Annotated in this window: 16 protein-coding genes; 10 read left to right on the forward strand and 6 right to left on the reverse strand. The window is 71.2% G+C overall.

The window, feature by feature from the left end; all coding sequences use genetic code 11:
• Positions 1-60: 60 nt before the first annotated feature.
• Both ASD93_RS00490 and ASD93_RS00495 read right to left on the reverse strand, forming a co-directional pair.
• Entirely contained in the window at positions 61-714 is a 654-nt protein-coding gene (locus ASD93_RS00490; protein WP_056117560.1) for an alpha/beta hydrolase, read from the reverse strand.
• A gap of 356 nt (positions 715-1,070) precedes the next feature.
• On the reverse strand, positions 1,071-1,748 hold the full coding sequence (locus ASD93_RS00495; protein ID WP_162253375.1) for a TetR/AcrR family transcriptional regulator: 678 nt from the start codon (positions 1,746-1,748) through the stop codon (positions 1,071-1,073).
• A gap of 161 nt (positions 1,749-1,909) precedes the next feature.
• Here ASD93_RS00495 and ASD93_RS00500 point away from each other — a divergent pair, with 161 nt between their 5' ends.
• From ASD93_RS00500 to ASD93_RS00535, 8 genes are all read left to right on the forward strand, one after another.
• The gene (locus tag ASD93_RS00500; protein ID WP_056117565.1) at positions 1,910-3,589 is read left to right on the forward strand and encodes an amidohydrolase; all 1,680 of its coding nucleotides are present in this window, start codon (positions 1,910-1,912) and stop codon (positions 3,587-3,589) included.
• Positions 3,586-5,229: an ABC transporter substrate-binding protein gene (locus ASD93_RS00505; RefSeq protein ID WP_056117566.1), complete on the forward strand. Its 1,644-nt coding sequence runs from the start codon at positions 3,586-3,588 to the stop codon at positions 5,227-5,229. Before ASD93_RS00500 ends, ASD93_RS00505 begins: the two co-directional genes overlap by 4 nt.
• A 30-nt stretch (positions 5,230-5,259) precedes the next feature.
• The gene (locus ASD93_RS00510; RefSeq protein WP_056117568.1) at positions 5,260-6,216 is read left to right on the forward strand and encodes an ABC transporter permease; all 957 of its coding nucleotides are present in this window, start codon (positions 5,260-5,262) and stop codon (positions 6,214-6,216) included.
• Complete coding sequence (locus ASD93_RS00515) at positions 6,213-7,070, forward strand: ABC transporter permease (protein ID WP_056117570.1); 858 nt, start codon at positions 6,213-6,215, stop codon at positions 7,068-7,070. The genes ASD93_RS00510 and ASD93_RS00515 overlap by 4 nt, the downstream gene beginning before the upstream one ends.
• Positions 7,067-8,656 carry a dipeptide ABC transporter ATP-binding protein gene (locus ASD93_RS00520; RefSeq protein WP_056117572.1) on the forward strand — a complete coding sequence of 530 codons (1,590 nt, stop codon included), beginning with the start codon at positions 7,067-7,069 and terminating at the stop codon, positions 8,654-8,656. The genes ASD93_RS00515 and ASD93_RS00520 overlap by 4 nt, the downstream gene beginning before the upstream one ends.
• A 120-nt stretch (positions 8,657-8,776) precedes the next feature.
• Positions 8,777-9,445, forward strand: a complete 669-nt coding sequence (locus tag ASD93_RS00525) for an NUDIX hydrolase family protein (RefSeq protein WP_056117574.1) — start codon at positions 8,777-8,779, stop codon at positions 9,443-9,445.
• A 263-nt stretch (positions 9,446-9,708) separates the two neighbouring features.
• A complete protein-coding gene (locus tag ASD93_RS00530) occupies positions 9,709-11,622 on the forward strand; it encodes a M3 family metallopeptidase (RefSeq protein WP_056117576.1) in 1,914 nt (637 codons plus the stop codon).
• A 309-nt stretch (positions 11,623-11,931) separates the two neighbouring features.
• The gene (locus ASD93_RS00535; RefSeq protein ID WP_056117578.1) at positions 11,932-13,476 is read left to right on the forward strand and encodes a hypothetical protein; all 1,545 of its coding nucleotides are present in this window, start codon (positions 11,932-11,934) and stop codon (positions 13,474-13,476) included.
• Between the two features lie 87 nt (positions 13,477-13,563).
• Here ASD93_RS00535 and ASD93_RS00540 read toward each other — a convergent pair whose 3' ends face one another.
• The 3 genes from ASD93_RS00540 to ASD93_RS00550 are packed head-to-tail and all read right to left on the reverse strand — an operon-like array spanning position 13,564 to position 16,814.
• Entirely contained in the window at positions 13,564-14,634 is a 1,071-nt protein-coding gene (locus tag ASD93_RS00540; protein ID WP_056117580.1) for a threonine aldolase family protein, read from the reverse strand.
• Positions 14,635-14,674: 40 nt separating this feature from the next.
• Positions 14,675-15,394 carry an SDR family NAD(P)-dependent oxidoreductase gene (locus ASD93_RS00545; RefSeq protein ID WP_056118973.1) on the reverse strand — a complete coding sequence of 240 codons (720 nt, stop codon included), beginning with the start codon at positions 15,392-15,394 and terminating at the stop codon, positions 14,675-14,677.
• Positions 15,387-16,814, reverse strand: coding sequence for a DUF6421 family protein (locus ASD93_RS00550; RefSeq protein WP_056117581.1), 1,428 nt, complete (start codon positions 16,812-16,814; stop codon positions 15,387-15,389). Before ASD93_RS00550 ends, ASD93_RS00545 begins: the two co-directional genes overlap by 8 nt.
• A gap of 121 nt (positions 16,815-16,935) precedes the next feature.
• Between ASD93_RS00550 and ASD93_RS00555 the strand changes: the two genes are divergently transcribed.
• Complete coding sequence (locus ASD93_RS00555) at positions 16,936-17,418, forward strand: Lrp/AsnC family transcriptional regulator (protein WP_056117585.1); 483 nt, start codon at positions 16,936-16,938, stop codon at positions 17,416-17,418.
• Positions 17,419-17,647: 229 nt separating this feature from the next.
• Positions 17,648-18,631 carry a diacylglycerol/lipid kinase family protein gene (locus ASD93_RS00560; protein WP_056117588.1) on the forward strand — a complete coding sequence of 328 codons (984 nt, stop codon included), beginning with the start codon at positions 17,648-17,650 and terminating at the stop codon, positions 18,629-18,631.
• Positions 18,632-18,767: 136 nt separating this feature from the next.
• Here ASD93_RS00560 and ASD93_RS00565 read toward each other — a convergent pair whose 3' ends face one another.
• Positions 18,768-20,300, reverse strand: a complete 1,533-nt coding sequence (locus tag ASD93_RS00565) for a CoA-acylating methylmalonate-semialdehyde dehydrogenase (RefSeq protein WP_056117589.1) — start codon at positions 20,298-20,300, stop codon at positions 18,768-18,770.
• Positions 20,301-20,302: the final 2 nt, after the last annotated feature.

Consider the following 20,302-nt stretch of genomic DNA (forward strand, 5'->3'; position numbering starts at 1 on the left):
ACTCGGGACAGAGGCAGGACCCACGATAGCGGATGCCGCTCCTGACCGCCTGGGAACTCGTCAGTCGTCGAGGTCGGCGAGACGCTTGTCGAGGAACACCCGCACGTCGGCGAGCTCCTGCTCCGACACGCTGTGGGTGAGGCCGGGGTAGACGCGTCCGCTGAGGTCGACGTGCCCTGGCAGCCACGCGGTCGTGTGGTCGACGAGGAATCCGGGGATCACGTCGTCGTTCGTCCCGCGGCCCCAGAACATGGGGGGCCGCCGCTCGGCGAGAGCGGCATCGCCGGGCAGGTCTCCGGGCGTGACGTAGCCCGACAGGTTCACGGCGAAGCCGAACCGCGCCGGGTCGAGGCGCAGCGCCTGCAGTGCGACGGCCGCGCCTTGCGAGAAGCCGAGCAGCCCGATGGACGGGTGATCGGATGCCGCGGCATCGACCCATTCGATCAGCCTCGTCGCGGCGGCCGTGACGTGCGCGGGATCGCGGTTCTCGAGCCCTTCGATCGGGTACCAGGAGTAGCCGGGCGCGGGGAAAGGAGGTGCGAGCGGTGCGCGGACGGCGGCGACGGCGAACTGGGGCGGGAGGTACGGCGTGAGCCCGAACAGGTCGCGCTCGTCCGCGCCGTAGCCGTGGAGGAGCACCAGCAGCGGCCGCCCGGCGCGGACGTCGGGGGCGGCGGACCACAGCACGGCGTCGGCGTCGAGGGGGATGCTCACGCCTCCATCCTGCCCTTCCCCGCCCTTCCCTGCCCCGCCCGGCCCGGCCGTTCCCGCCCTTCCGGCCCCGCCCGGCCCGGCCGTTCCCGCCCTTCCTGCCCCGCCCGGCCCGGCCGTTCGGTTGTGCGGGCAATTGCACGCCCGGCTCGGCATGCGGGCGCGCAACCGCCCGCACAACCGCGGGGGGCGGGACGAGGACGGCGTCAGCCCCGGGTGGCCCCGCCCTACCGGCCCCCACCCGGCCCGGGCCCCACCCGGCCGCACGGCTGTGCGGGCACATGCACGGTCGGCTCGGCATGCAGGCGTGCAAACGCCCGCACAACCGCAGGGAGCGGGAAGGGGGGACGAGGTCGGCGTCAGCCCCGGGCGGCGGTGCGCTCGGCCGAGGCGATGACCATGTCGATGGCGGCGAGGTAGAGCGCCTGGTCGCGGATCTCGGCCAGTCGGGCACCGTTCTCGGCGACGAGCGGGAACTCGCGCGGATCGACGAGGAGCGGCGCGTCGAGCCACAGCGTGTCGGACTCGCCGGGGTGCTGAGCGCGGGCGCGTGCCGCGTTCGCGCTGCCCGACAGCGTCTGCATCGCGAAGAGCGCGTAGTGGCGCACCAGATCGTCGCCCTCGAGTCCGGCGCGCGAGAACGCGTCGAGGATGATCTCCATCGCGCGGTGCTCGGCCCTGCCGTTGGTGGTCAGCAGCATCGCCTCCGCGCCCACCGCGGGGTAGTGGCTGAGCGCCTCGCGCGTCTTCAGCGCGAGCTGGCGCAGCCGCTCCTGCCACTGCTCGGGCGGAACGTCGATCTCCTGCAGCCCGAGCTCGGTGAGGTGATCGAACAGTGCCCCCATCAGCTCGTCCTTGTTGCGGAAGTGACGATAGACGGCCGTGGGGTCGACGCCGAGGTGGGTTCCGAGGTCGCGGAACGAGACGCTCCCCACCCCGGGTACGGAGGCGAGCTCGAGCGCCGCGGCCACGATCGTGTCGCGATCGAGGCGCGGCTTGCGGTTCGGCGTGGTGCGGCCGGTCTGCGCGTTCGCCACCTCGTCTCCTCCCTGAGCGCTCTGGCGCGGCATCCGTCGGACACCGTCCTTCGACACCACCCTAACGTGCCAGATCACAAATCGGTCAACACCGTTGACACCAGTGTTGTCCACGCGTAATCTCGGGCCCCATCGAGATCCTTCAGAGGAAGCGAGGCGACATGGGAGTCGCAGAAGTGCTGTTCGTCGGCGGTCCGGTGTTCGTCGGCGAGGGCCGACCCCTCACCGGAGTCGCCGTGGCCGTCACCGGAGGTCGCATCGCCGCGATCGTGCCCGAGGGCGAGGCATCCACGCTCGTCGGAGACGGCACGCGTGTCGTCGACCTCGACGGCGCGCTGCTCGCGCCCGGCTTCCAGGACGCGCACGTGCATCCGGTCTCGGGCGGCATGGAGTTGCTGCAGTGCAACCTCACCGGCGCCGCGGACGCGGCGGATGCGGTGGCGCGCATCAAGGCCTACGCCGACGCGAATCCCGACGAGCCGTGGATCCTCGGCGGCGGCTGGTCGATGGACCACTTCCCCGGTGGTGCACCGGTGCGCGGACTGCTCGACGAGGTCGTCCCCGACCGTCCCGTCCTGCTCCTCAGCCGCGACCACCACAGCACGTGGGTCAACAGTGCGGCCATCCGGCTGGCCGGGATCGATGCCTCCACGCCCGATCCCGAGGACGGGCGCATCGAGCGCGAAGCGGATGGCACCCCTGCCGGCACCTTCCACGAGGGCGCGGGCGAGATGTTCGCCGCGGTCCGGCCCGACCACGATCCCGAACTCGCCTATCGCGGCCTCCTCGCCGCACAGGATGAGCTGATCGCGCTGGGCATCACCGGCTGGCAGGATGCCGCGGTCGGCGCATCCAGCATCATCGCCGATCCGCTCGACGCGTACGAGCGCGCGATCCGCGACGGCGTCCTGCGCGTGCACGTCGTCGGCGCCCAATGGTGGGAGCGCGATGCGGGTGTCGAGCAGGTCGAGCGCATGACGGCCAGGCGCGACGAGCTCGCTTCGCGCGTGCCCGCCGACCGGCTCACGATCTCGACCACCAAGATCATGGTCGACGGCGTCGCCGAGAACCAGACCGCCGCGATGCTCACTCCGTACAAGGACCCGCACGGCCACGTCACGGGCAACAGCGGCCTGTCCTTCGTCGACCCGGCCGTCGTCCGCGCGGCCGTCACCGCGCTCGACGCGGCGGGCATGCAGGTGCACTTCCACGCGCTGGGCGACCGCGCCGTGCGCGAAGCGCTCGACGCCGTCCAGGCGGCCCGCGACGCGAACGGCCCGAGCGACGGCCGTCATCACCTCGCCCACCTGCAGGTCGTCGACGCGGCCGAGGTGCCGCGTTTCGTCCATACCGATGCCGTCGCCAACCTGCAGGCGCTGTGGGCGACGCACGAGACCCAGCTCGACGAGCTGACGCTCCCGTTCCTCCGCGACGGCGCCGAGGAGCGCCACTACCCGTTCGGCGACTTCGCCCGCGCGGGAGTGCGCCTCGCGGCCGGCAGCGATTGGCCGGTCTCGAGCGCCGACCCGATGGACGCCATCCACATCGCCGTCACCCGCGCCTACCCGGGCAGCGAGTCCGCCCCGCTCGGCGGCGCGCACCAGCGCCTCGACCTGGAGACCGCCCTGGCGGCGTACACGTCGGGCTCCGCGTACGTGAACCACCGCGACCACGACACCGGCTGGGTGCGCGAGGGATACCTCGCCAATCTCGTCGTCCTCTCTCCCGACCCGTTCTCGCTTCCTTCGGAGGACATCCACCTGGCGACCGTCGACTCCACCTGGATCGAAGGCGCCGCCGTCTACGAACGCACCACCGCCACTGAAAGGGACCTCGCATGACCCGCTTCACCAGCGCCCCCCGTTCCCTCGCCGTCGTGGCCGCGGTCGCGGCATCCGCTCTCGCCTTCAGCGCGTGCGCGCCTGCGGCCTCGACGCCCGACGCCACGTCCACCGGCTGGGAGCTCACCGAGACGACGCCGGCACCCTCCGGCGACATCGACTCGTTCACGTGGTCGATCTACGCCGAGCCGTTCTCGCTCGACTACGCCTACGCGTTCGACTATGCCGACAACCAGGTGCTCGCCAACGTGTGCGAGTCGCTGCTGCGCCTCAATCCGGACTTCACGCTGAGCCCCGGGCTCGCCGAGTCGGCCACCCAGCCCGACGCCAACACGTGGGTCTACACGATCCGCGAAGGCGTGACCTTCCACGACGGCACCCCGCTGACTGCGGCCGACGTCGTGGCCTCGATGAACCGTCACCTCGACCCCGCCGTCGGGTCGTTCTGGTATTCCGTCTACCAGAACGTGACCGCGATCGAGCAGACCGGCGACATGGAGGTCACGGTCACCCTGTCGGTGCCCGGGTCGCAGTTCAACCTCGCGATGGGCGGCGCCGCGGGCGTCGTCGAGTCCGCGGCCACTCTCTCTGCAGCCGGCGCCGACTACGGCAACTCGTCGGGCGGCGTCAACTGCACCGGCCCCTTCAGCCTCGACGCGTGGAAGTCCGGCGAGTCGATCACCCTCGCGCGCTACGACGACTACTGGGATGCCGACCTGACCGCGCGGTCCGGCGAGGTGCAGTTCGTGTTCCAGACCGACCCGACGGCGCGCGTCAACGCCCTCGCGTCGGGCGAGGTCGACGGCACCTGGATGGTGCCGTCCACGGCCTACGGACAGTTGAGCGGATCCGACGCCGGTGACGTGTACTACGGCCTCACCACCGCGGTCGGCCAGCTCATCGTGAGCAACCTCGAGGGGCCGCTGGGCGATCTCCGCGTGCGCCAGGCGCTGCTGATGGCACTGGACCGCGAGGGCATCCTCAAGGCCGGCGCGGGCGGCGTGGGCGAGGTCACCGACGTCATGACGACCGAGTCCGTCTGGGTCGGCGCCGATCCCGCCGCCGTCGACACGGCGTTCGAGGACGTCGACCACTACGAGTACGACGTCGAGGCCGCCAAGGCCCTGATCGAGGAGGCGGGTGTCGCGGGCGAGGAGATCGTGATCGTGACCGCGCCGATCTCGGGCGACTTCGCCGTCATCTCGCAGGCCACCGCTGCGGCCGCCGAGTCGATCGGGCTCACGGCACGCATCGAGTCGGTCACGCCCGGCGCCTACACGTCGCTCTTCTCGGACCCGAGCGCGCGCGAGGGCGTGGACCTGTTCTTCACGAGCTGGTACCTCTCGAGCCCCGACCCGCTGGAGATGTACTCGGTGCTGCGCACGGGCGAGTTCAGCAACTACGGCAACTGGAGCGACCCGGAGTTCGACGCGGTCGTGAACGAGGCCATCGCGATCGACGACGCTGCCGCGCGCAGTGCCGAGACGGCGAAGGCGCAGCAGATCGCGAACGCCCAGCTGCCCTGGCTGCCGCTGTACACCACGCCGATGTCGATGTTCATGAGCGATCGGATCACCGGTGTCGCGCCGTCCATCGCCTTCATGTACTACCCGTGGGCGGCGACCATCGGCGCCAAGTAGCGCCGAATCGCCTTCGCACACCGTCATCCGATGATCGCCGTCCGCCGCGTCGCGGGGAAGCTGGGTGGGCTCCTGCTCACCCTCTTCCTCGCCTCGCTCCTGGTTTTCTTCTCCCGCTTCCTGGTACCCGGCGACCCCGTGAACTTCCTGCTGCGCGGTCGCAAGCCGAGCCCCGAGGCCATCGCCGAGGTGAAGGAGATGTACGGGCTCGACCTGCCGCCGTGGCAGCAGTACCTCACCTGGCTGTCCGGGGTGCTGCACGGCGACTTCGGCCGGTCGCTGCAGTACCGGCAGGACGTGTCGACGGTCATCGGCGAGCGGCTTCCCGTCACCCTGATGCTCGTGGTGATGGCCGGCCTCGCGATCGCGGTGGCCGGGCTCGGGTTCGGGGCGATCGCCGCTCTCTACCGGGGTCGTGCCGGCGATCGGCTGGTGCTGATCGCGCTGACGATCCTCGGCGCGATCCCCTCCTTCGTCGGGTCGATCGTGCTCATCGCGGTGTTCTCGGTGCAGCTGGGCTGGTTCCCGTCGTTCGGGTCGGGAGAAGGGGTCCTCGACACCGTGTACCACCTCGTCCTGCCCGCGACCGCGCTCGCGATCGTCTTCACCGTGCTCGTCGCGAAGGTCACCCGTTCGGCGATGGTCGAGCAGCTCGACCGCGAGCACGTGGAGGTCGCGACGAGCCGGGGCCTGCGCCGCGGCGCCGTCGTGCGGCGCCACGTCTTCCGCAACGCGCTGTGGCCGATCCTCACCGTGAGCGGCATCCTCGTGGCGGGCCTGCTCGTCGCGAGCTCGATCGTCGAGTCCGCGTTCGGCATCGCCGGGATCGGCTCGCTGCTCGTCCAGTCCGTGGACCGCCTCGACTTCCCGGTGGTGCAGGCGATCGTGCTGCTCATCGTGACGGCCTTCGTGCTGGTCAACGCCGTGATCGACGTGCTCGAGCCGTGGATCGATCCGCGCACGGCGGCGGGAGCGGGTGCCCGATGACCTCTCCGACGATCGCCGTCCGCGTCCTGCGTGCCCCGCGTGCGCGCCGAGCGGATGCCGTGTTCCTCACGGCCATGGTCGTGCTCGCCGGCTTCGTGCTCGCCGCCGTCTTCGCGCCGTTCCTCGCCCCCTATCCGCCCGACGCGGTCGACTTCCTGGCCGTGTACGCGCCGCCGAGCCCGTCGCACTGGCTCGGCACCGACGCGCTGGGGCGCGACATCCTGAGCCGGATCATCTTCGGTGCGCGCACCGCCCTGGTCGCCCCGTTCCTGGTGGTGGTGCTCTCGACCGTCCTCGGCGCGCTCCTGGGACTGCTCGCAGGATGGCGCGGCGGGTGGCTCGACGCCGCGCTCGGCCGGATCTTCGACGTGATCTTCGCGTTCCCGTCGCTGCTCATCGCGATCATGGCGGTCGCGCTGTTCGGGAAGGGCCTCGTCGCGCCGGTGCTCGCGATGACGATCGCCTACATCCCGTTCGTCGCACGGCTGACCCGCACGCTGGTCACGGCCGAACGGCATCGCCCCTACGTGGCGGCATACCGGGTGCAGGGCTTCGGTGCGTCCTGGATCGCGCTGCGCCGCGTGCTCCCGAACGTGACGCCCGTCGTCGGCGCGCAGTCGACGCTCAACTTCGGGTACGTCCTGGCCGAGCTCGCCGCACTGTCGTTCCTCGGTCTCGGCGTCCAGCCGCCGACCCCGGACTGGGGCTCCATGATCAACGAGGCCCAGGCGGGCCTGGCCGGTGGCCACTTCATGCCGGCGATCGCCCCCGCCGTCGCTGTCGTGATCGTCGTGGTCGCCGTGAACATCATCGGCGAGGAATTCTCCCGCCGCGTCGGGGGAGGATCACGATGACGCTTCTGCAGATCGAAGGACTCGGCATCCGTCTGCCCGATGAGACGGAGCTGCTCCGCGGCATCTCCCTCGACGTCTCGCCGGGTGAGACCGTCGGCCTGGTCGGCGAGTCCGGATCGGGCAAGTCGCTCACCGCACGGACCGTGCTCGGCCTCCTCCCCGAACGCGCGCGCACCGACGGGTCGGTGCGGCTCGACGGGCGCGAGGTGCTCGGCGCATCGAAGCGCGACCTGCTCGACATCCGCCGGCACGGAGCCGCGATGATCTTCCAGGACCCGCGCGCCGGTGTGAACCCGATGCGCACGATCGGCGATCACATGACGGAGTCGCTGCGACTCAACGAGGGGTGGAGCACCGCGCGCGCCCGGGAACGCGCGATCGAGCTGCTCGCGGCCGTGCGGCTGCCCGATCCCCAGGAGCACCTGCGGCAGTTCCCGCACGAGTTCTCCGGCGGGATGCTGCAGCGGGTCATGATCGCGGGCGCGCTCACGAGCAACCCCCGCCTGCTGGTGTGCGACGAGCCGACGACCGCGCTCGACGTCACGACCCAGGCCGAGATCATCACCCTCCTCAAAGAGCTCCGCGACGACCGCGGCATGGGACTGCTCTTCATCACGCACGACCTCACCCTGGCCGGGTCGCTGTGCGACCGCATCGTGGTCATGCGGGCCGGCGCGATCGAGGAGGAGGGCGAGGCCCGTCGGGTGCTCACCGCGCCCACGACGGACTATGCCCGCCGCCTCGTCGCGACGACGCCGACGCTCGACGGCCCGCTCGCGGACCCGCCGCGTCCGCCGGCGAACGCCGACGCGGCGCCGCTCCTCGATGCGCGCGAGCTGTCGAAGGCGTACCAGCGGCGGGGGAAGGCGCCCGTCCTGGCAGTGCGGGACGTGTCGATCGACATCCCCGAGGGCGGAGCGCTCGCCGTCGTCGGCGAGTCGGGCTCCGGCAAGTCGACGCTCGCGCGCATGGTGGTCGGGCTGGAGCAGGCGGATGCCGGCGTCATCACCATCGCCGGACGTGAGCGCACCGCCGTGCCGCGCACGCGCGCCGAGCGCCTCGCGCACGCGCGCAGCGTGCAGATGGTGTTCCAGGACCCGTACCTCTCGCTCGACCCCCGCATCACCGCCGGCCGGGCCATCGAGGACGCGCTGCGGCTGCACACCAAACTGACGACCGCCGAGGCGCGGCGGCGTGTGCTGGCGCTGCTCGAGTCGGTCGGCCTCGGGGAGAAGCACGCATCCGCCCGGCCGAAGACGCTCTCCGGCGGCCAGCGCCAGCGCGTCGCGATCGCGCGAGCACTCGCCGTGAAGCCCCGGATGCTCGTCATGGACGAGGCCACGAGCGCGCTGGACGTCTCGATCCAGGCGCAGGTGCTCGAGGTCGTCTCCACGGTCCGGCGCGAGAGCGGCCTCACGCTGCTGTTCATCAGCCACGACCTGGCCGTCGTGCGTCGGGTGTGCGAGGAGACCGTTGTCATGTCGCGGGGCGAGATCGTGGAGCGGGGGCAGACCCAGCGGCTGCTGGCCGACCCGCAGCATCCGTATACCCGTCGTCTGCTCGCCTCGGTTCCCGCCGCCCTCTGATCCCACCCCCGCCCTTTCGGTTGTGCGGGGGAATGCACGCTCGCGCCGCGCGTGTTGCGCGTCTTCGCCCGCACGAACGGAAAGGACGTGCAGACGAGGGAGCTGAGGTATACAGGAGGCATGCCGGTCCGAACCCCTGACCCCGACCCCAACGAGCGCGACGACTCGGGTACGCCCCGCGATCCGCTCGGCGGCGTCGGGGCATCGTTCGGTCAGGGCGGTCGTCCGGTCGGCGACGGCTCGTTCGGATCCCCCGCACCGGGAAGCTCCGCCAACCCCGGCTGGCTCACCGACGTGGAGCTCGCCGAGGCGCGACGTCGCCTGCCGATGCTGTACGTCGAGGCGCTGCCGGTGCGCACCGACGGCGTGGGAGCGGTGACCGAGGTCGGCATCCTCCTGCGCGCCACGCCGCTGGGCGAGATCACGCGCACCCTCGTGTCGGGGCGCGTGCGCTACGGCGAGACCGTCCGCGATGCCCTCTTCCGCCACGTCGAGAACGATCTCGGACCGATGGCGTTCCCCCTCATCCCGCCCGCGCCGACCCCGTTCACGGTGGCCGAGTACTTCCCGATGCCCGGACTGAGCGCGTTCCACGACGAGCGTCAGCACGCCGTCTCGCTCGCGTTCGTCGTGCCGGTCACCGGAACGTGCGAGCCGCGTCAGGACGCCCTCGAGGTGACGTGGATGGCGCCGCAGGAAGCGGCATCCGATGCCCTCTCCGCCGAGATGGAGGGCGGCCGCGGCACCCTGGTGCGCCTGGCGCTCGCGAGCGTCGGCGCCCTGCGCTGACTCGACCGCGGTCCGCGCCCGGCGCGCGGTCGGGTTCGTCCTCCGGCGCGGACCGCGGTCCGCGCCCGGCGCGCGGTCGTGTTCGCCCTCCGGCGCATAACTCCTGCACTTCGGTGCGGCGGGGTCGGGGTCTCACCCGGCACACCCCGGAATCTCGCCGCTCCCCGGCCCGTGGAGTCGTGCGGCCGCGCCGTGGTGCAGGAGTTATGCGCCCCGGGGACGGGATCCCGCGCCGGCGCCGGGCGCGGACGTAGGCTCGGACGGTGACCATCGCGCCGATCAGCTTCCCGTCCGACCTCGACGGCTGGACTGCTTTCGCCAGCGACCGGGCCGCCGCCCGCATCGCACTCGTGGAAGCGGCCGACGCGCGGCTGCGGGCCGAGACCGACCTGTCCGTCTTCGACCGTCTCGAGCTGTGGAACGACGCCGACATCGCCCTTCGGGAGGCGCTGAGCGAGGCGTACGTGGTGAGCGAGGCCCACCCCGACGCCTCTGTGCGCGAGCTGGCCGAGGCGCAGGTCCAGACGATCGAGTCCCTGTCGGCCGCGCGGCTGCTCGATCGCGGTCTGTGGACGGCGTTCGCGGATGCCGCGACCGACGGCCTCGACGACGATCAGGCTCGGCTGCTCGCGCACGTGCAGCGCGACTTCCGCCGCGGGGGCGTCGGCCTCGACGACGACGGACGCGAGCGCGTGCGCACGCTCACCGACCGCGACACCGAGCTGTCGCTGACCTTCTCGCGCAACATCCGCGAGGGCCGCCGCGAGATCCAGGTGCCGGTGGCGGGACTGGCCGGACTGCCCCAGGACTTCCTCGACGCCCATCCCGCAGACGAGAACGGCTTCGTCACGCTGACGACCGAGTACACCGACCTCATGCCGGTGCGCGAGTACGCGACCGACCGCGCCACGCGCACGGCGCTGGTCAGCGCCTACAACGACCTCGCCTGGCCCGAGAACGAAGACGTGCTCGCCGAGCTCCTCGACGTGCGCGCCGAGCGCGCACGCCTCCTCGGCTACCCGGACTGGGCGGACTTCGAGACCGAGACACGCATGATCGGCGGCGGCGCCGAGATCCCCGCGTTCCTCGGCCGCCTCGACGAAGCCTCGCGCGCGGCGGCCGAGGCCGAGTACCCCGTGCTGCTGGAGCGGCTGCGCCGCGATGTGCCGGATGCCGCGGCCGTGACGGTCGCGGACTTCTGGCACCTTCTCGGCGCGGTCAAGAGCGAGCAGTACGACGTGGACGCGCAGCTCGTGCGCTCGTACTTCCCCTTCGAACGGGTGCTCGGCGGCGTGCTGGATGTGACGGGCCGCCTGCTCGACGTCGAGTACGTGCCCGTGGACGCGTCCGCCTGGCACGCGGACGTGCGCTCGTACGACGTCGTGCGGGGCGCCGAGCGGATCGGACGCATCCACCTCGACCTTCACCCGCGCGACGGCAAGTACAGCCATGCCGCGTGCTTCCCCCTGGCTCCCGGCATCCCGGGGCGCGTCCTTCCCGAGGCGGCGCTGCTGTGCAACTTCTCGCGCGGACTGCTCGAGCACGACGAGGTCGTCACCTTCTTCCACGAGTTCGGCCACCTGGTGCACGAGATCCTCGGCGGCCGTCAGCCCTTCGCGCGGTTCACCGGGTTCGAGACCGAGTGGGATTTCGTCGAGGCGCCGAGCCAGCTCCTCGAGGAGTGGGCGTGGGACGCGGACGTGCTCGCGTCCTTCACCGCGAACGCGGACGGCGAGCCCATCCCGGCCGACCTCGTGGCGAAGATGCGCACGGCGGACGCGTTCGGCCGTGCTCTCGAGGTGCGCCGCCAGCTCGGGCACGCGTCGGTGTCGTACCACCTGCACGTCGATCGCCCCGCGGACCTGCAGGCCGAGACCGAGCGACTGTATGCGACGACCACACCGGTCCAGCCCCTGCCGGGCCTGCACCCCTACGCGGGCTTCGGTCACCTCACCGGGTACGGCGCCTGCTACTACACGTACCAGTGGAGCCTCGTGATCGCGCGGGATCTGCTCACCGGATTCGCCGGCGGACTGATGGACCCGGATGCCGCGCTCCGCTACCGCACGGAGGTGCTCGAGCGCGGTGGCTCGCGCGATGCCGGCGACCTCGTCGAGGCCTTCCTCGGCCGTCCGTACGCGTTCGACGCGTACCGGGAGTGGCTCGCGGGGGCATAGCGCCCGCCGGGCGCTGCAGTTCCCGACGCGCGCGCCGTCGCACGGTGCAGCGGTCGTCGGAAACTGCAGCGCCACCGCCCTGCACCGATCCTGGGAACAGGGTCGCCGACGCACAGGTCAGGCAGGTATCCTTCCCCTGCCGAATGCGCACCCGCAGCGACACCGCCCCCCGATGTCGTCGAGGCGTGACGTGCTCCGGTTCTCCCTCGCCTTCCCTCCTCGTTGTCGGTCGGCGTGCGGTTCCGGGTTCGCGTCGCCCCGTCACCCGGAGCGGTCGGCGACAGATCCCCCGAAGAAGCGGAGCCCCCCATGTCCGAGAAGGTCGATCCGGCCCGGAGCAATTCCGACGACGAGGCTGCTTTCGAGCGCCTTCTCGGCGGCGACCAGAATCCGGCACCCGGCGCCGCGTTCGCGATGTCGTTCCGTGGTTACGACAAGGACCAGGTCGATGCGGCCGTGGCCGAGCTCGGAGCGCGCGTGCAGGCGGCAGCCGACCAGGTCGCTGCGCTGAAGCAGAACCAGCGTCGCGCGAGCGCCGCGGTGGCGCAGAGCCGCGAGAAGGTGGCGACCCTGGAGTCCGAGATCGAGGCCGCCCAGCGCGAACGCGACGACGCGACCGAACGGGTCGAGGCCGCGATCGCCGATGCCGTCGCCGAGGATCGCGATTCCCTGGCCGCCCTCGAGGCGGAACTCGCCGCGACCAGCGCTCGGGCCGCGAACGCGGAGGCTCGTGTGCAGGCGCTCAGCGACGAGCTCAGCGGAGCGGCCGGCGAGACTCCGAACCGCAAGCAGTTCGAAGAGGTGCTGCACGTCGCCGAGGAGCAGGCCAGCGTCCTGTTGCGCAACGCCACCGTGCAGGGGGAGCGCCTGCTGGAGGCTGCCCGAGCCGAGATCGAGAACCGCCGCAAGGACTCGCAGGCCGAGGCGGACGCCGTCATCTCACAGGCCCAGCACGAGGCGCAGCAGGTGCGGCTGCGCATCGACACCGAACTGACGGCCCACCGCTCGATGATCGAGCGCGAGGCCGCCCACGCCGCCGAGAAGGTGTCGCAGGCCGAGCGCGAGGCCGCGGCCATTCGCTCCGAGGCCGAGAAGGGCGCCGCGGCACTGCGATCGATGGTCGCCCGCGAGACGACCGACGCGCGCACCGAGGCCGAGGAGGCCGTGCGCGAGCTGCGGGTCCGCGCGCTCGATTTCGAGGCCTCGCTGACCCGGCGCCAAGACGACGCGCAGCAGGAGTTCCTCGTGCTGCACAACCAGGCCGTCGCGCACGCCGAGCGCATCACCCAGGACGCGAACGACCAGGTCGCTGCCTCGCTCGATCACGCGCAGCGCGTGTCTGCCAAGGCGGAGGACTTCGAGCGCCTCCAGCGCGCGCAGGCCCAGCAGATCGAGGCCGATGCGAACGTCCGAGCCCGCGAGCACCTGGACCAGGCCCACCTCAAGGCGCAGCGCATCATCGACCTCGTCACGACCCACTCGCAGAGCGTGCTGCGCGACGCCGAGGACCGCACCCGCCAGCTGCGCTGGCAGCAGCACCAGCTCACGAGCTTCATGGCCGAGGTCAAGGAGATGATCCGACCGGAGGGTCTGCTCGGCGAACCGCGCTCCGCCGCGTCGCCCTCCGCCGCGTCGCCCTCCGCCGACGATCAGCCGGCGGCGGATGCCGACGAGACTGAGGCTGAAGAGCTCGCCGCGCAGGTCGAGGACGGGATCGAGGTCGATGTCGAGACGGATGACGTGTCCGAGACCGATCAGGACGACGACGCCGACGACGCCGACGCCGACGAGGACGAGGCATCCGACTCCTCCACCGACGACGAGTTCCACGAGCTGGAGTCCGCCTCGCGCTGACCCGGCGGGATCCCTCCCGCGGCGACCCGCAGGAGGGCACCGGCCCCGGGCCCTCCGGCGCTCACCCCGGGCCGGCTCGACCCGGCGTCAGTCGCGAGTGGTCTCCCGGGCGATCGCCGCGAGGAAGGCGTCGATGTCGTTCTCGCTCGTGTCGAACGAGCACATCCACCGCACCTCGTTGCGCGCGGCATCCCAGTCGTAGAAACGGAACGACGAGCGCAGCCGATCGGCGACCCCGTCGGGAAGAGTCGCGAAGACGCCGTTGGCCTGCGTGGGCTGCGTGAAGGACACCCCGCGGATAGATCCGCCGGCCAGTCCCGCTTCGACGCCGGTGCGCAGTCGCTGCGCCATCGCGTTGGAGTGCGACGCATTGCGCAGCCACAGGTCGCCCTCGAGCAGCGCCACCAGCTGGGCCGACACGAACCGCATCTTGGATGAGAGCTGCATGTCGAGCTTGCGCAGGTAGATGAGACCGGTGGATGCCGCCGGCTCGAGCACCACGATCGCCTCGCCGAGCATCGCCCCGTTCTTGGTGCCGCCGAAGCTCAGCACATCGACGCCGACGTCCCGAGTGAACTCGCGCAGCGGCAGGCCGAGCGAGGCCGCCGCGTTCGAGATGCGCGAGCCGTCCATGTGGAGCCGCATGCCGTGGCCGTGCGCGTGGTCGGCGATCGCGCGGATCTCGTCGGCCGTGTACAGCGTGCCGAGCTCGGTGGACTGCGTGATAGAGACCACCAGCGGCTGGGCGCGGTGCTCGTCGCCCCAGCCCCAGGCCTCGCGATCGATCAGCTCGGGTGTGAGCTTTCCGTCGTCGGTGGGGACGTGGAGGATCTTGATCCCGCCGACGCGCTCGGGCGCACCGCCCTCGTCGACGTTGATGTGCGCGGACGAGGCGGAGATCACGGCGCCCCAGCGCGGGAGCATCGACTGCAGGCCCACGACGTTCGCGCCGGTGCCGTTGAAGACCGGGTAGGCCTCAACACCCTCGCCGAAGTGCCGGGCCATGACGTGCTGGAGCCGCTCGGTGTAGACGTCCTCGCCGTAGGCGACCTGGTGCCCGTCGTTGGCGGCGGCGATGGCCGCGAGCACCTCGGGGTGGATGCCGGAGTAGTTGTCGGAGGCGAAGCCGCGCAGGTTCGGGTCGTGGATCGTGGTCACGGGTGTCCAATCTAGTTCGTGCGACAGGGGTCGCGCGGACTCAGAGCGAGGGGGCGGTGAGCTCGACGACGGTGTCGTTCACCTCGGCGGCGTCGACGGCCCACAGATCGGCGAAGCGCTGCGCGAGAGCATCCTCCAGCCCATCGAGGCTCTTGACCCGGAAGACGACGGATGCCGCGGCCAGGGGTTGTCCGGCATCCCGGGCGGACTTCGCGAAGCCCTGCGCGACCGCGCGCGCCCACGCCTCGGTCGCCGCCTTCACCGCCGCATAGTTGGCGCCCCCGGCGAGCGGCCGCGCGACCGCGGTGGAGGAGACGACGGCCAGGCGCCCCGCGGACGATGCCCGCAGATCGGCATCGAACGCACGGCTGACGTGGCGCAGCGCAGTGAGCGAGCCCTCGAGGAAACGGAAGTCGGCGTCGCTCTGGCCGGCGAGCCCGCCGCCCCCACGCCAGCCGCCGACCAGGTGGAGCACGCCGTCGACGGCGCTTCCGGTCGCGTGCAGGCGCTCCGCAAGCCCGGCGACCGCGTCCTCATCGGTCAGGTCGCAGACGTCGGTACGGGCTCCTGCGGCCTCCAGCGGCCCGAGCCTGGCCGCGTCGCGCCCGACCGCGACGACGCGCGCTCCGGCCGAGACCAGCGTGCGCGTCGCCGCGAGGCCGGACGCGCTCGTGGCGCCCGCGATCACGACGAGCCGGCCGGCGAGGGACTGCGTGTGGTCTCGTTCGCGAGTGAAGCGAGACGAAACGTCGTCAGGCATCCCGGCCCGTGACACCGGCCGTCGACTCGATGACCGGCTTCATCTTCTTGTCGAGCGCCTCGAAGAACATCGAGAGCGGGAACTCGTCGTCCAGCACCGCGTCGGTGTAGCCCTTCGGGGCACCGGCGAGGACCTCGTCGGGCAGGCCGCGGGCCCACTGCGAGGCCGGGTTCGGCGTGAGCGTGCCCCGCACGAGGTCGTAGGCCGCGAGCCAGTGCGCGGTCTTGGGCCGGTCGATCGAGCGCCAGTAGAGCTCGTCGATCGCATCGGCGAGAGCCACGACCGCTGCGGGAACCTCTTCCCAGTCGAAGGCGAGTGCGGTGTCGGTCCAGTGCAGCACGCCTCGCTGGTGCAGCCACGCGAACAGCAGCTGCCCGCCGAGCCCGTCGTAGTTGCGCACGCGCGAGCCGGTGATCGAGAAGCGGAAGATCCGGTCGAAGATCACCGCGTACTGCACGAGCTTGGCGTGCTCGAGCATCTCCGCCTCGGACGCCGACAGGCCGTCGCGCGGCGACAGGCGGCCCTGGATCGCGACGCACTCGCGGAACGCCGTCAGATCGCACCGCAGCTCCTCCAGCGAGTACAGGAAGAACGGCATCCGCTGCTTGATCATGAACGGGTCGAACGGCAGGTCGCCGCGCATGTGGGTGCGGTCGTGGATGATGTCCCACATCACGAACGTCTTCTCGGTGAGCTGCTGGTCATCGAGCATGCGCGCAGCATCGTCGGGGAGGTCGAGCTTCGTGATCTCGGATGCCGCACGCACGACGCGACGATAGCGCGCGGCCTCGCGGTCCTGGAAGATCGCACCCCACGTGAAGGAGGGGATCTCGCGCATCGCGACCGTCTCGGGGAAGAGCACCGCCGAGTTGGTGTCGTAGCCCGGCGTGAAGTCGAGGAAGCGCAGCGACACGAACAGCTTGTTCGTGTACTCGGTCTCGAGCTCCGCGATGAAGTCCGGCCAGATCACCTCGACGAGGACGGCCTCGACGTGACGGTCGGACGAACCGTTCTGCGTGTACATCGGGAAGACGACGAGATGGCGGATGCCGTCGACCCGGTGACGCTGCGGCTGGAAGGCCACGAGCGAGTCGAGGAAGTCCGGCACGCCGAAGCCCTGGTCCATCCAGCGGCGGAAGTCGCTCATCGACGCTTCGAGGTACTCGGCGTCGTGCGGGAACAGGGGGCGCAGCTCGTCGATCGCGGCGATGATCGCCTCGACGTGGGCACGTGCATCGGCGTGAGCGGCGGCATCCGGGACCGAGCCGTCCTTGATCTGGAGGGGCTGCAGAGCGGATGCGGCGGCCTTCAGGCTCCGCCAGGCGGGGGAGTTCTCGACGCCGGCGGTGAGGGCGCGGGCGTCCTCGACGACCTCGGGTTCGCCGACGATGGCCTGCGCGGGAGTCTGGCTGATGGGCATAGTGAACCTCCGATCGTCTTTCTCTGACGCCCCTCATTCTACGGGAAGGTTTCCTGTGATTCATGCGTCCGGCAGGAACGCTTCCTGTTTCGCGACCGGGGCGCCTTGATAAGGTCGGCGCATGGTGAACTCCGACGAGGCGCCGGCTCCCGGCCGCGTCGACGACCCGATCGACGTCGTGATCGTCCGCGAGGTGTCGCAGCACGCGCGCGCCACCCTCGCCGAGCTGTCGACGGCGACCGGGCTGTCCGTCTCCGCCGTGCAGACGCGCCTTCGCCGGCTCGAGGCGCGCGGAGTGATCACCGGCTACCGCGCCACGGTCGATGCGGAAGCCGTCGGCAAGCCGCTCTCGGCGTTCATCGAGATCACGCCTCTCGACCCCGCTCAGCCCGACAATGCGCCGGAGCTGCTGGAGCACCTCGACGAGATCGAGGCCTGCCACTCGATCGCCGGTGACGCGAGCTACATCCTGTTCGTGCGGGTGACCTCGCCGAGGCATCTCGAGACGCTGATCCGCGACATCCGTCTGGCAGCCTCGGTCAACACCCGCACCACCGTGGTGCTGCAGACGTTCTACGAGAGCCGCCCGATCCTGCCGGCGTAGTCTCGGCCCGTCGGCGTCGAAAAACGAGGAAGAACTCGCCCCTGGCCGCGTTGTTCCGGGGTGCACGTCGGCGTGTCTCCTCGGTTTTCAACACTTCTCGGCGGGGAGCGCGTCGCGCGCGTGAAGGCACGGGGAGAAAACCGGGACCCGAGCTGTCCCGGCGCGCGCAACCGCACCTTCTCCCCGCAGATCGACGGCAGGCCCCGAAGCCGCCACTACGCTCGTGAAGATGGAGGGGTCCAGCGAAACCGGTGCGCCGCTCCGGGCCGACGGCGGCGTGCTGATCGTGCGCAACGCGGCGTCGGGGACGGCGGTGATCCGGTCCGATCCGGCCGCGACGTTCGCCGCGCGGGTGCCGGAGGCGCAGGTCCACGAGCTCGCCGAGGGCGAGGACCTCGCAGACGCCGTCGCCGCGGCGATGGAGTCGGATGCCGCACCCGCCGTGCTCGGGATCTACGGCGGCGACGGCTCGGTCTCGCGTATGGCAGACCTCGCTCGACGGTACGACCGGCCGATGCTCGCGATGCCCGGCGGGACGTTCAATCACTTCGTGCGCGCACTGGGGATCGAGAGCGTCGGCATCGCGCTGGACGCACTCGAGGCCGGGTCGACCGTGTCGGTAGGCGTGGTCGAGGCGATCGCCGACGACGACGAGCCCCGGACGGTGCTCAACGTGGTCTCCGTCGGCGCGTATCCCGCGCTCATCGAGGAGCGCGAGCGTCGCAGCGACCTCGGCAAGTGGCTGGGCGGCGTCGCGGCGACGTGGGCGGCGCTGCGCAGCACCGAGCCGCTCACGATCGTGCTCGACGGACGCCGGGCGCGCGTGTGGTCGGTGTTCGTGAGCGCCGGGCGAAACGACCCCGAGCGCGTCGCGACGATGCAGCGGCAGGAAGCGGATGCCTCTGTCCTGGACGTCCGCGTCCATCACGCGCGGGGCTCGCGCGTGCGGGCGCTGGCCTCCCTCGCCTTCGGCAAGCGCACAGCCGCAGTGCTGCGGGCCGTGCGCCTGTTCCCGCGCGACGCCGACATCGAGCGGCTCGTCGTACGCGAGCTGGACCTGCGCGTGACGCCGGCGCCGGGGCGCCCGTCGCTCTTCGTCCACGACGGCGAGCTCGAGGAGCGCGCGCCTGACGGCTTCCGGCTCCGCTGCCGCGCCGTGCCGGACGCGCTCCGGGTGTTCGCGCCGGGTGACCGCCCGCGCTCCCCATCCTGAGTTGCCAAGACACGCCGTTCTCGCGTCGCGTGGACGGCGTGTCTTGGCGACTCGGCTCGGAGAGGGCGTGGTGGCGTTAAGAGCGGAGACGCGGATGCCGCGACCCACGCGGGGCCGCGGCATCCGGTGTGCGCGCTCAGTCGTGCTGGGGGAAGCCCAGGTTCAGACCGCCGTGCGAGGGGTCCAGCCACCGCGAGGTGACGGCCTTCTCGGCGGTGAAGAAGTCGAACCCATGCGGGCCGTACGCCTTCGCGTCGCCGAACAGCGAGGCCTTCCATCCGCCGAACGAGTGGTACGCGACCGGCACAGGGATCGGCACGTTGATGCCGATCATGCCGACCTGCACCTCGCGCTGGAAGCGCCGGGCGGCGCCGCCGTCGTTGGTGAAGATGGCCGTGCCGTTGCCGTAAAGGCTCGAGTTGATGATGCCGAGGCCGTCCTCGTAACCCTGGACGCGGACGACCGAGAGGACAGGGCCGAAGATCTCGTCCTGGTACACGGCCGAGGTCGTGGGCACGTTGTCGATCAGCGTGGGTCCGAGCCAGAAGCCGTTGGGGTCGCCGTCGATCTCGACGTCGCGCCCGTCGACCACGACCGAGGCGCCGTCGGCGTCGGCGATGTCGAGGTAGGAGGTGACCTTGTCGCGGTGCTGTCCCGTGATGAGCGGGCCCATGTCGCAGCCGCGCATGCCGTCGCCCGTGCGCAGCGTCGCCATGCGCTCGGACACCTTCTGAACGAACTCGTCGGCGATGGTGTCGACCGCGAGCACGACCGAGATCGCCATGCAGCGCTCGCCGGCCGAGCCGAAGCCGGCATTGACGGCCGCGTCGGCGGCGAGGTCGAGGTCGGCGTCGGGGAGGATCAGCATGTGGTTCTTCGCGCCGCCGAGGGCCTGCACGCGCTTGCCGTGCGAGGTGGCGGTCTCGTAGACGTACTTCGCGATCGGCGTCGAGCCGACGAACGAGATCGCCCGCACGTCGGGGTGCTCGAGCAGCGCGTCGACGGCCTCCTTGTCGCCGTGGACGACGTTGAGCACGCCGTCGGGGAGTCCGGCCTCCTTGAGGAGCGCGGCCATCCAGTTCGCGGCGGTCGGGTCCTTCTCGCTGGGCTTGAGGATCACGGCGTTGCCGGCCGCGAGCGCGATGGAGAAGAACCACAGGGGCACCATGGCCGGGAAGTTGAACGGGCTGATGATGCCGACGACGCCGAGCGGCTGGCGCAGCGAGTACACGTCGATGCCCGTCGACACGTTCTCGGAGTAGGCGCCCTTGGTGAGGTGGCCGAGGCCGCACGCGAACTCGACGACCTCCATGCCGCGCGCGATCTCGCCGAGCGCGTCGGAGAGCACCTTGCCGTGCTCGCGGGTGAGGATCTCGGCGAGCTCGCCCTTGCGGGCGTTGAGCAGCTCACGGAACGCGAACATCACCGTCTGGCGCTTGGCGATGGACGCATCACGCCATCCCGCCCACGCTTCGGACGCGACGTCCACCGCGGTGCCGACGTCGGCCGTCGAGGCGAACCGCACGCTCTTCTGCACGGTTCCCAGCGCCGGGTTGAAGACGGAGCCGGTGCGTTCGGAGGTGCCGGCCCAGGCGCCGCCGCCTACCCAGTGCTCGAGGATCGTCGTCGCGGACTGGTCGGTCCGCTCCAGGGTCGTCGTGTCGGTCATGG

This window comes from Microbacterium sp. Root180 (assembly GCF_001428485.1).
Taxonomy (GTDB): domain Bacteria; phylum Actinomycetota; class Actinomycetes; order Actinomycetales; family Microbacteriaceae; genus Microbacterium.